General features: G+C 46.5%; 7 protein-coding genes and 1 tRNA gene. 4 read left to right on the top strand and 4 right to left on the bottom strand.

From position 1 onward, the window contains the following. The first annotated feature begins 17 nt into the window (after positions 1 to 17). From Q1V85_RS13600 to Q1V85_RS13615, 4 genes are all read left to right on the top strand, one after another. Complete coding sequence (locus Q1V85_RS13600; RefSeq protein WP_300600801.1) at positions 18 to 1,961, top strand: sialate O-acetylesterase; 1,944 nt, start codon at positions 18 to 20, stop codon at positions 1,959 to 1,961. A gap of 470 nt (positions 1,962 to 2,431) precedes the next feature. Further along, a complete protein-coding gene (locus Q1V85_RS13605) occupies positions 2,432 to 4,366 on the top strand; it encodes a glycoside hydrolase family 97 protein (protein WP_300600803.1) in 1,935 nt (644 codons plus the stop codon). A 384-nt stretch (positions 4,367 to 4,750) separates the two neighbouring features. Further along, positions 4,751 to 6,322, top strand: a complete 1,572-nt coding sequence (locus Q1V85_RS13610; RefSeq protein ID WP_300600804.1) for a carboxylesterase family protein — start codon at positions 4,751 to 4,753, stop codon at positions 6,320 to 6,322. 130 nt (positions 6,323 to 6,452) lie between these two features. Next, positions 6,453 to 8,537 carry a beta-galactosidase gene (locus tag Q1V85_RS13615; RefSeq protein WP_300600806.1) on the top strand — a complete coding sequence of 695 codons (2,085 nt, stop codon included), beginning with the start codon at positions 6,453 to 6,455 and terminating at the stop codon, positions 8,535 to 8,537. A 605-nt stretch (positions 8,538 to 9,142) separates the two neighbouring features. Here the strand turns inward: Q1V85_RS13615 and Q1V85_RS13620 are convergent. The 4 genes from Q1V85_RS13620 to Q1V85_RS13635 all read right to left on the bottom strand — a co-directional run bounded on the left by Q1V85_RS13620 (position 9,143) and on the right by Q1V85_RS13635 (position 12,200). Further along, positions 9,143 to 9,216, bottom strand: a tRNA-Met gene (locus tag Q1V85_RS13620). A gap of 112 nt (positions 9,217 to 9,328) precedes the next feature. After that, positions 9,329 to 9,658: a bacillithiol system redox-active protein YtxJ gene (gene ytxJ / locus Q1V85_RS13625; RefSeq protein ID WP_300600808.1), complete on the bottom strand. Its 330-nt coding sequence runs from the start codon at positions 9,656 to 9,658 to the stop codon at positions 9,329 to 9,331. Between the two features lie 15 nt (positions 9,659 to 9,673). Beyond that, positions 9,674 to 10,396 (bottom strand): YebC/PmpR family DNA-binding transcriptional regulator, encoded by a 723-nt coding sequence (locus Q1V85_RS13630; protein ID WP_300600810.1) that lies wholly within the window; start codon positions 10,394 to 10,396, stop codon positions 9,674 to 9,676. A gap of 121 nt (positions 10,397 to 10,517) precedes the next feature. Next, positions 10,518 to 12,200 carry an amino acid permease gene (locus tag Q1V85_RS13635; RefSeq protein WP_300600812.1) on the bottom strand — a complete coding sequence of 561 codons (1,683 nt, stop codon included), beginning with the start codon at positions 12,198 to 12,200 and terminating at the stop codon, positions 10,518 to 10,520. Positions 12,201 to 12,211: the final 11 nt, after the last annotated feature.

Below are 12,211 nucleotides of genomic sequence, written 5' to 3' on the forward strand. Positions count from 1 at the left end.
TTTTTTATTACTCAATTATGAAGAAGATACTATTTACAATATTATCGGTATTGGCATGCCACGCCGATTGCTTTGCGGATATCCGTTTGCCAAAAATATTTGGCGACAATATGGTTTTGCAGAGAGGGATCGAAATCCCGGTTTGGGGCAATGCCAGTCCAGGCGCATTGATTGTTGCAAAATTGGGCGGCAAGCAGGCCACCGCGAAAGCTGATCAATATGGGAAATGGCAGCTCCGGTTCCCGGTATTTAAAGCCGGTGGACCGTATACCCTTGACATTTCCGAATCCGGGAACGCCGCCACCCTTAAACTGAAAGGCATTTTGATCGGCGATGTATGGGTAGCCTCAGGCCAGTCAAATATGGAGATGCAGGTACAGCAATCAAAAGATGCAAAAACAGAAATTGCCCATGCAAACTACCCCGATATCCGCCTGCTGATGGTAGCGCAGGATAAAAAATTATTGCCGCAAACCGATATTCATGGAGGTAAGTGGGAGATCTGTGATACGGATAATGTGAAAGACTGGTCGGCTGTCGCTTATTTTTTCGCGCGGAAAATTCAACGGGATCAGAACGTTCCCATAGGAATTATTCAAAGCACCTGGGGCGGCACGCCGGTAGAAGCCTGGACGAGCCGCGACCGGTTGCTCACTTCACCCATCACCAAAGAACGAACGCTCAGCAATGATACGCTTCGCCCCGACCAGCTCGATCATGCAGCCGATAGTTTGAGCTGGGTACACATCATGAACCTTGTTGACAACCCGCAGCAGAATGCAGATAAAACAGTTCCTGCTCCGGATTATAATGATGCTGATTGGACTGCAATAGAAATGCCCCGCGTGCTAAAAGATTTTGGGATTGGCTCTTACGATGGAATGATCTGGCTGAGAAAGAAGATTACATTGCCGGAATCTTTGGGCAAAAAAGATTTAATCATCAGCCTGGGACATCCTGAAATGAAGTATTCACTTTATTTCAATGGAGCGGAAATTTGCAGGAATATCTGGAATTCCAATCCCACCCATTCATTTACCATTCCGGCACGCCTGGTGCAGTCCGGCGAAAATACAATAGCCGTACGATTGGCTATGTTATGGGGTGGAGGAGGCTTGAATCCGCCTGCAGAAGACCTCTATATTACCGATGGGTCTTCAAAAATTTCTTTAGCGGGGAAATGGGTATATAAAAAGGACCTGGAAACGGCGTTTCCCAAAATACTCAACTACCAGTATCGTCCAACAGTGCTTTTTAACGCCATGATACATCCGCTGATCCCATATGGTATCAAAGGATTCATCTGGTACCAGGGCGAATCCAATGCCTGGGAGGCGTATAATTATCGTACCATGTTTCCGATGCTGATTAACGACTGGCGGCAAAGATGGCAACAGGGAAATCTTCCTTTTTTATTTGTACAGCTTGCCAATTTCATGAAAACAAAACCGCTTCCGGCTGAAAGTGAGTGGGCAGAGTTAAGAGAAGCCCAGGCATTAACTTTGGTTCTGCCCAATACGGGTATGGCATGTGCCATCGATATTGGTGAGAGCAATGATATTCATCCGAAAAATAAGCAGGACGTGGGCCTTCGCCTGGCATTACTGGCCAGCAAAATTGCGTATAAGAAGAATAGCATTGCATCCGGCCCGGTGTACAAAAGCTTTAGAAAAGAGGGGAGCCGCATACGGATCAGTTTTAACAATACCGGTTCCGGTCTTTCAACGAAGGATGGAAAAGAAGTAACGGGCTTTGCGATTGCCGGAAGCGATCAGCAGTTTTATTGGGCAAAAGCCATTGCTGAAGGGAATAGCATCGTGGTTTATTCTGATAAAGTGAGTGACCCGCAGGCGGTCCGGTATGCCTGGGCCGATAATCCTGTATGCAACCTCACAAATGCCGAAGGATTGCCCGCAGCGCCTTTCAGAACGGATCATTGGAAAGAAATTACAAGGAGGTAAATATTTGAATAACCATTAAGAAATTAAGAGGCATTAAGCAATGTGTTGGCTTAACGATTCTTAATGCCTTAATGGTGCAGAAAAATGAATTTTTGAACAGGCTCTTATAGTAAATATTATAGGATTAAAAGAACCATTAAGGAGTTAAGATGCATTAAGAAATAAACAACTTAACGATTCTTAATGTTTTAATGGTGCAGAAAAATGAATTTTTGAACAGGCGCTTATAGTAAATATTATAGGATTAAAAGAACCATTAAGGAGTTAAGATGCATTAGGAAATAAACAACTTAACAATTCTTTGTCTTAATGGTGCAGAAAAATGAATTTTTAAACAGGCGCTTATAGTAAATATTATAGAATTAAAAGAACCATTAAGGAGTTAAGATGCATTAGAAAATAGACAACTTAACAATTCTTAATGTCTTAATGGTTTTCAAAAAAAATCTTATACAAACGTTGAATAGAATATGAAAATTAAGATCATTTTAGTTGCGTGTGTGCTGTTTTGTCGATTGTTGCAGGCACAGCCGGTAGCACGGTTGGAAAGCCCCGGTAAATCTGTTGTACTGCAGGTATTCTTATCGGCCGCAGGCGATATGCAGTACCTCGTGAAAAAGGACGGAATAACCGTTATCGAGCCTTCTGCTTTGGGTGTGGTAATGAAAGACCAGGATTTTGCAGCGGGTATGAAACTGGTTGCTGCCGCTCGTGTTAAACCGGTAACAGATCGGTACCAAACCCAAAATGCGAAAAAGAGTAACATTCTTTATAAGGCCAATCAACAGGTATTGACGTTTTCCAATAAGGCCAACAAAAAGATGGATATCATTTTCCCGGTGTCTGATGATGGCGTGGCATTCCGGTATTACTTTCCCTGGGTAACTAATAATGAAACTATTCTTAAAGAGCAGACGGCTTTTGCGTTTGATAAAACGGCAAGGGCATGGCTGCAGCCCATGAGCGAGGCCAAAACGGGTTGGCAGCAGTGTCATCCTTCTTACGAAGAACATTATTTACAGGATATTCCTGTGGGTACCGTGTCGCCGCTCAAATCCGGCTGGGTATACCCGGCCCTGTTTAAGACAAAGGAACAATGGGTATTGATCACCGAAGCGGGACTTGATGGTACTTATTGCGGTACGCGATTGATCAATGACCCGGGCTCGCCGGTTTATGCAACAGGCTTTGCCGATCCCAGGGAGGTGTTTACAGGTGGGGGATATTTACCGGAAAATAAAAAGGCCTGGTTTACCCCCTGGCGTATTATAACCATCGGGAGTTTAAATACCATTGTGGAGTCAACCCTGGGCACCGACCTGGCGCCGGCAACGGCGTTAAAAGACGCTTCTTTTATAAAGCCCGGGAAAGCCAGCTGGAGCTGGATCAACAGCAAGGATGATAACCTGACTTTTGACGAACAAAAAAAATATATTGACTATGCGGCAGACATGCACTGGCAATACTGTTTGATAGATGCAGACTGGGATACAAAGATCGGGTATGAAAAAATTGCGGAACTGTCGGCCTATGCCCAACAAAAAAACGTGGGACTGATATTGTGGTATAATTCCGCAGGCGACTGGAACACCGTACCGTACCATCCCAAAGATCTGTTGCTGACAAAGGAGAAACGGGAGCAAGAATTTAGCCGGATCCAGGCGATGGGTATCAAGGGGGTAAAGATCGACTTCTTCGGTGGTGATGGCCGGAGTATGATCCGGTACTACATCGACATTTTGAACGACGCTGCTAAATATCAGTTATTGGTAAACTTTCATGGAGCCACCTTGCCGCGGGGCTGGCAACGAACCTACCCGCATTTGATGACAGCCGAAGCCATTTATGGAATGGAAATGGTAACATTCGATCAAAAGGCAGCCGATCTGCAGGCAAATCATTGCGCCATGTTGCCGTTTACCCGGAACGCGTTCGACCCGATGGATTTTACGCCCATGAATCTGACGGGTCTCACATCGTCTAACTGTACCCGGAAAACCAGTCCGGCTTTTGAGTTGGCGCTGTCGGTATTATTTTTATCCGGTATACAGCATTATGCGCAGGCGCCGGAAGGCATGACAAAGGTGCCGGATGAAGTAAAGCAGTTTTTAAAAACGCTTCCGGATTATTGGGATGATGTTAAATTCCTGGATGGTTACCCGGGCAAATACGCGGTCATAGCCCGGCGAAGCGGCAGTCGCTGGTTTATTGCCGGCATTAACGGGGAAAACAGTGAGCGAACCATCAATCTTGATCTTACTGCTTTCAATAAAAAACGCGCAACGGTATTCACGGATGCTGTAACGGACGGACTGTTTTCAAAAAAAGAGCTTGGCGCAGCAGATCAAAAGAAATACGCTGTTACACTAAAGGCAAACGGTGGGTTTGTGATGGTGATGGAATAAATAATAACCACGGTCTGTGTCTCCACCATAGCCGTCAACTTAAGCACTTGTCGAAATAAAGCCGGCATAGCCCGAAGGGCGTAATGTGAATAGCCCCCGGCGCCGCCGGGGGTTAGAAAGCGAAGAAGGCGCGGCCCCAACGGGGTCGAATGTTTAATGTTTCGAAGCTGATAGTATTACTAAAAGTTGAAGTGTGCGACGCAAGGAAGTTGATAGTAGTACTGAAGATGATATTATACATAATTGACTCTTGAAAATCTCTTCATGGGTTCCTGTTGTTTTTATCTTAAGTTGACGGCTATCGTGTCTCCACTGATCGGAAGGAAGCGTTGAAAATATTTATAATAATAATTTCGATACCCGTTCATTGTAAAACCAATATTCATGAAAGCCATCTCGTTGAGGATTTTTATAATGCTATGTAGTTCGCCGCTACTCATACGCGCACAATTGCCAGCGTTTCCGCTGGAGGTAAAGGTAGCGGCCGGATGGCTGAAAGGGTTCGCGGAGAACGGGTTAACCCTATTCAGGGGCGTTCCGTTTGCCGCACCGCCTGTGGCACAGTTAAGATGGAAGGCGCCCCGGCCGGTTATCGCATGGGCAGGAGTAAGGTCTGCAGAACATTTTGCACCATCACCCATGCAGCAGGGAAACCCGGCTGCCGGGAAAAGCGAGGATTGTCTGTATCTGAACATCTGGACACCTGCAAAGGATCAAAAAGAAAGGTTGCCCGTTATGGTCTGGATCTATGGCGGCGGCTTTAGTTCAGGCTCGGCGGCAGACCCCTGGTATGACGGAAGTGCATTGGCGCGGAAGGGTGTTGTTTTTGTAAGTATTGCTTACCGTGTAGGCCCTTTGGGTTTCTTAGCGCATCCGGCATTGAGCGCCGAAAATAAAAATCATGTCTCGGGAAACTATGGTTTGCTTGATCAGATCGCGGCCTTGCAATGGATACAGCATAATATTGCCCGGTTTGGCGGCGATCCCCAAAAAGTTACCATTTTTGGAGAATCGGCAGGAGGCATTTCTGTTAGCATGCTATGCGCGTCACCGTTAGCCAAGGGGCTTTTTCGCGGCGCCATATCGCAAAGTGGCGGATCCTTTGGACCCGCTTCAATTGCATCCATTACTTATCCCGGTGAAAATATGAAGGGTTTAAAACCGGCAGAAGAAGAAGGGGAGCGGTATCTTGAAAAAGCAGGTGTATCAACGATTGAGGGGCTGCGCAATACACCCGCTGATCAATTACCCATGGGCTGGGGTGTGGGGGGCAGTTCCTGGCCTGTTGTTGACGGGTATGTGATTCCTGATGTGCAATATAAATTATATGATAAGGGCCGGTACAATGATGTGCCGGTGATGATAGGTTATAACTCGGATGAGGGCTTAAGTTTTTCGCCGGGAAAAACACCGAAAGACTGTATCGATGCTGTGCATAAACGGTATGGAAAGTTTGCAGATGCGTTGCTCAAAGCCTATCCTGTTGGCGATGCTGTGGTATTACGCTCTGCGCGTAATTTGTCCCGGGATGCTGCTTTTGGCTGGCATAACTATGCATGGGCCAACCTGCAATCCCGCACCGGTAAATCAAAAGTCTTTTATTATTTTTTTGATCAGCACCTGGTCCGTCCCAAAACGGATCCCGAATTTGACCACGGTTCGCCCCATGCTCAGGATGTATCCTATGTTTTTCAGCATTTGGATGCCTCCGATCCGCAAACCAGTAAATCAGATATGGTCATTTCAAAAGCTATGGGTGATTACTGGATAAATTTTGTAAAGTATGGCAGCCCCAATAGCAGCGCATGGCCCCACTGGCCGGCATTTACCGGCAAAAAGCAGGCCGTGATGTATTTTGCTGAAACACCCCATACAGGTCCTGTGCCGGATGCGCCGGCATTAAAAGTGCTGGACCAGTATTTTAAATGGAAAATATATGGCGACAAAACGAATTAAAATGAACCGCAGCGAACAGGAGAAGCAGAGGCTTACGCAGAGATTTGATTTCCCCCTCTGCGAAATACTCAGCGCTCTCAACAACGCTGCGGTTGGCCGCCTCACAATAAAGACAATCAGAAAATAACACATGAAAAGAATACTGGCTTTTATTACGACGGGTTTATGGTTTGTTTCGGTTTATGCACAACCGGCCCGGCAGTTTTTTTCAGATGAGCCGTTAATGATCAGCGGCATCTATTATTATCCCGAGCACTGGGATAAAAGCCAATGGGAACGGGATATCAAAAAGATCGCTGAAATGGGTTATGGGTTTGTGCACCTGGCCGAATTTGCATGGGCCGATTTAGAACCCGAAGAAGGGCAATTTAATTTTGCATGGCTTGATACGGTGGTCAATCTATGTGAGCAACACCATTTAAAAGTGCTGATGTGCACTCAATCGGCGACCATGCCGGCCTGGATGCGGGATAAATATCCCGAAACCTATATGATGTACGGGAATTATATTCGTGGAGAACATGGTACCCGTGGCTTGGGCTCCATTGTCAATCCTAAATACCGGTTCTTTGTAGAGCGGATGACGGCTCAGATAGCCAAACATTACGGGCAAAACAAAAATATTATCGGCTGGCAGCTGGATAATGAGCCCGATGCAAAAACCGATTATAGCCCCTCCTCGCAAAACGCTTTCCGGCAATGGCTGAAAAACAAATACAAAAATATAGGCGCGCTGAATGCCGCCTGGGGCAATGCTTTCTGGAGCCAGCGCTTCAATGATTTTAAACAGGTCCTTATTCCCAATGCTACCCTGGTTAACTGGTGGGGAAACAATCCGCACGCGTTGCTCGATCTGAAAAGATATTCGGCAGACGCGCAGGCTGCATTTCTCGATTTCCAGTCGGCCATTTTAAGAAAATATATTGCTGCACCGCAATTCATCACTACGAATTATACAGCTGTTTGTACGGGTGCCGATCCGCGGCTGACCCGGAAAATGGACTTTGCAACCTATACGGCTTACCCGAATGGGGGCGCTAATAACCTGGGACCTTCAGGGTTCCGGTTAGGCGATGGCAAAACAGTTCTGTTCGCAGCGGAATATTTTAAATCCGTGGGTGGGTTCACCGGCGTTATGGAAATGCAACCGGGACCAACCAATTGGGCCACCCCGGCATCATTGCTTTTGCCCGGCGCTGTGCGGATGTGGCTCTACCACAGTTTTGCAGCCGGTGGAAGGATCGCCTGCTCTTACCGCTTCCGGCAGATTTTGTATGGGGCCGAACAATACCATGCCGGTGTAATCAAAACAGACGGCGTAACCCCATCGCCGGGTGGTGAAGAATACATACAGTTCAACAATGAAATAAAAGAATTGAAGAAATGGTACAAACCCAATCTGCCCCTTCCCGTAAAATTAGCGGCGCGTAAAACCGCTATTGTCTGGAACCTTGAAAATTACTGGACCATCGACCGCCAGCAGCAAACCGGGCACTGGGATACCTGGAATTACCCGGTAAAGTTCCTCGAAATGGCAAAATCCTTCGGTGCACCGGCGGATGTGGTGGATGAAAAAACTGATTTATCAAACTACAAAGTGGTGATCATTCCCGCTTACGAAATGGCGGATGCTGCATTGATAAAAAAATGGGAAGATTATGTGGCGCAGGGTGGGCATTTGATCATTACCTGCCGCACCGCAACAAAAGATCACAACGGGCATTTTTGGGAAGGAGAAACCGCTGCCCCGCTTTCAAACCTGACCGGCACGCGTATTACAGCAACCGATATGCTTCCTTCCAATACCAAAGGCGATATTCTTTCCGGCCAGGACCATTACAGCTGGAACTGCTGGGGCGATCTATTGAAGCCCGGCGATAACGGCACGGTGCTGGCAAGCTACAATGACCAGTTTTATAAAGGCAGTGCAGCAGTTGTAAAAAGGAATATTGGCAGGGGATCGGTAACCTATATCGGTGTGGTTACCGATGATATGAAATTAGAAAAAGAGATATTGAAAAATAATTACCGGGAAGCGGGCGCCGATGTTGAGGATTATCCGCCCGGTGTGTATGTTTACTGGCGGGATGGCTTTTATGTTGCAGTAAACTATTCTTCGGATAACTACCCGGTGAAATTGCCCGGCAACGCTGCTATTCTCATTGGGGAACCAACACTAAAGCCCGCAGGCGTATTGGTGTGGAAGGAAGATTAAAAGCCAGTGGCTTGCCGGATATTGTTCGACTATAAGTTGCCCGTACGCATGAGCCAGGTTTTTCAAAAAGGTTATAACAGGAATGGGGGCTCCAAAAGGGGGAACAGGAAGATGGCCTGATATGTCGTTAGTAATTATTATAAAGGAAGATAATTTCCTAAAGTTGCTGCTTTTAGTATTAACCAAATTTAATCACAACGAATACGGAGGGGATGATTTATGTCACGCCAAACGAGTATTATACTTCAGTTGCGACTGTCAAATAATAAATGGGGGGCTTTTTACCCATTGTTGTAAAATGGCCAGGTAGAATGCGGTGAAGTATCAAAAGCTAATGGGGGGTGTGAAAGCTCAAAAGAATCAAAAACCGGATAGAATATTAGATTAAAATAAAAGAAAAAACAACTGTCACAACTTCAAGAAGCATCTTCGAAATGTTGATATCTGATCAGTGATCCACATGCTATTAATCCGCTAAGTTTTTTCGGCAAAAGTATATATTCACCCCGATCCATAATAAAGTAACCGGGCAATAAAAAACGGCAATCCTATAAAAAATTGCCGTTTCATTTTTTGTGAGAGTTTACTATCTACCAAAAAAATTGTAGCGGGATCGGGAGTTGAACCCGAGACCTTTGGGTTATGAATCCAACGCTCTAACCACCTGAGCTACCCCGCCATTCTGTAAACAAAGTGATTGGTATTGAATCACCAATTTATTTACCGGGCCGCAAAAATAGTCATTCTTTCCGTAATTTGGAAATCAATTTCCGGATTTTCTGAAAAATGTTTTAGCCGGCCGCATCCATAATATCTTCCATATAAACGGCGCTATGACTTTCATCATACACACATTTCCCGTTTTTGATCAGTAAAACCTGCGGCGATTCATGCCGGATCCCGTAACGTTCGGCAATGGCATTGGAAATAGGGCGGTAGGCAATAAGATCCAGGTAGTAAAAATCAACCGCCTCCGGAAGACTTCCTTTATTCAGCCGGCTTTTTATAACGCTGCTGATAGAGCAGCGGGTGCTATGTTTAAATATCAGCTGGGGCCGGCTTGCTGATGCCCGGTCGATCTCCTCCAGCTGTGCTTCATTTTCCAGGGGAATCCAGTTCATCTCGTTTTGTTCAGACTATTGCATATTGTGAAAAACCTTCTGTACATCATCATCCTGCTCCAGGCGCTCGATCAGTTTACTCACTTCTTCGGCCTGCTCATCCGTTACCGGAACGGTAGTACCGGGGATCCATTCTACCTCTGCGCTGATGGGCGTGATATTTCGTTCTTCCAGGGCCTTTTGCATATTGCCGAAATCAGTAAATCCAACCCGTACTACCAATACCTCTTTACCATTTTCGTCGGTGCTTTCACCCAGCTCCTCTAAACCGGCATCGATCAGCTCCAGCTCCAGGTCTTCAGCATTTAATCCTTCAGGATTCAATTTAAATACCCCCATTTTGGTAAACTGGAAGGCCACGCTGCCGCTGTTACCCAGGGTGCCGCCGCCTTTATTAAAATGCGATTTTACGTTGGCTACCGTGCGTACATGGTTATCCGTTGCCGTTTCCACCAGGATGGCCACCCCATGTGGTCCGTATCCTTCATAAAGAATCTCATCATAATTCTCCATTTCCTTGCCCTGCGCCCGCTTAATGGCTGCTTCCACGCGATCCTTGGGCATGTTTACACTTTTGGCGTTCTGCATACAACGGCGCAGGGCCGCGTTGGTGGCGGGATCGGGTCCACCGGCCTTCACAGCAATGGCGATTTCTTTACCGATACGCGTAAATTGTTTTGCCATACGGTCGTAGCGGGCAAACATGCTGGCTTTTCGAACTTCAAATATCCTTCCCATATAAATATCTTTCTACTTACTGTTAATAAGGGTGCAAATTTATGGCTTCTTTGACGAAGTATAAAAAAACAGCCTGTATTTAAAGACAGGCTGTGCTAAATTTTTTATGATTGTTCAGTGATTAGTTTTCGGCTGCAGGTGCTGTTTTTGCCGAGCGGTTGGCCAGGAAAAGGATCAGGTGCAGCACCGCAAAACCAACAGAAAAATAAAATAAGCCCGTGTCCGGAACATTGGTGGTGTAATGATGTGCACAGGCCACGATCGCCAGGATCACCGCCATCACAAGCCCCGTGTTGGAAACGGTCCGGTAACTTTTGCTGTCATGTTTGCCTTTATTCAGAATACTATGTTTGAGTCCGAAAAACAGGTATACATCCATACCAATCAGCATCCATACAATCAAACGGATCCAGGTATCGAATGGAAGGAATGCCATCATACCGAAGCAAACAATAACGCCCAAGATGGGAACCAGGGGAACCATCGGTGTTTTAAATGCCCTGGGAGCGTCGGGATTCGACTTCCGGAGAATGATCACGCCGATACAAACCAGGATGAAGGCAAACAGGGTACCGATGCTGGTCATTTCGCCCACAACCCTTCCTGGAACAAAGGCTGCAAACAAGCTTACAAATAGCATAAAGAACAAATTGGAACGGGCTGGCGTACGGTACTTGGAGTGTACCACCGAAAAGAATTTAGGCAGCAAGCCGTCGCTGCTCATGGAATAGAATACACGGCTTTGGCCAAGCAGCATCACCAGAATCACCGACGCATATCCCAGCAGGATGGCAATGATAATGGTATTGTTCAGCCAGGGATAGGCGGGTTGAATTTTACCGCTGGCATCCGCAACACCCATATGATCAATGGCCGTAGCTACCGGAGCGAGGTGATCACTGGAAGATCCCTGTCCGAATTCGGTATAATGCGCCACACCAACCATCACATAGGCAAAGATGATATACAACACCGTACAGATCAGCAAAGAACCCATGATGCCGATGGGCATGGCCTTTTTTGGGTTTTTTGTTTCCTGGGCGGCAGTGGAAACCGCATCGAAACCGATATAGGCAAAAAAGACGACTGCGGCAGCACGGATGATACCAGACCAGCCAAACTTTCCAAACTCACCCTGGTTTTCCGGGATCAGGGGTTGCAGGTTTTCAGGACGCACATATTTAAAGCCTACAAAAATAAAAGTGAGCACGATGGCCACTTTTAATACTACAATAATCGTATTTACCAACGCAGATTCGCTGGTTCCTTTAATTAATACCAGCGACATCAGTACCACTATAAATACAGCCGGAAGGTTCATAAAGCCATGTGTTCCGTCTGCGGCGGTATCAAAAGGGGTCATCATTAAATGCTGCGGGAGCGAAACCCCGAAGGTGGCAAACAATTTAGAAAGGTAACCGGACCAGCTGGAGGCAACGGTGGCCGCACCGACGGCGTATTCCAATACCAGGTCCCAGCCGATGATCCAGGCAATAAATTCACCCATGGTCGCATAACTATAGGTATAGGCACTACCGGCAACAGGGATCATTGAAGCAAATTCCGCATAGCACAGCCCTGCAAAGGCACAGCCCAGCGCAGCAACTATAAAGGAGATCATAATGGCGGGGCCGGCATAGTTAGCCGCGGCCATCCCGGTAATGGAAAACAGCCCGGCTCCGATAATGGCACCAATCCCCAAAGCCACCAGTGACCATGAGGTGAGTGTTTTTTTCAGCCCTTTTTCAGACTCCTCGGCTTCAGCTAGTAAGGTATGCAATGGTTTTTTTACAAATAATCCCATAAGGCGAAATC

It is taken from the genome of Niabella sp. (assembly GCF_030150205.1).
GTDB lineage: Bacteria > Bacteroidota > Bacteroidia > Chitinophagales > Chitinophagaceae > Niabella.

Bases quoted from the DNA above. Each gene is read 5' to 3' on its own strand.
- Q1V85_RS13605 (WP_300600803.1), top strand. From the start codon at position 2,432: ATGAAAATTAAGATCATTTTAGTTGCGTGTGTGCTGTTTTGTCGATTG.
- Q1V85_RS13615 (WP_300600806.1), top strand. From the start codon at position 6,453: ATGAAAAGAATACTGGCTTTTATTACGACGGGTTTATGGTTTGTTTCG.
- Q1V85_RS13635 (WP_300600812.1), bottom strand. From the start codon at position 12,200: ATGGGATTATTTGTAAAAAAACCATTGCATACCTTACTAGCTGAAGCC.
- ytxJ (WP_300600808.1), bottom strand. From the start codon at position 9,658: ATGAACTGGATTCCCCTGGAAAATGAAGCACAGCTGGAGGAGATCGAC.
- Q1V85_RS13600 (WP_300600801.1), top strand. From the start codon at position 18: ATGAAGAAGATACTATTTACAATATTATCGGTATTGGCATGCCACGCC.
- Q1V85_RS13630 (WP_300600810.1), bottom strand. From the start codon at position 10,396: ATGGGAAGGATATTTGAAGTTCGAAAAGCCAGCATGTTTGCCCGCTAC.
- Q1V85_RS13610 (WP_300600804.1), top strand. From the start codon at position 4,751: ATGAAAGCCATCTCGTTGAGGATTTTTATAATGCTATGTAGTTCGCCG.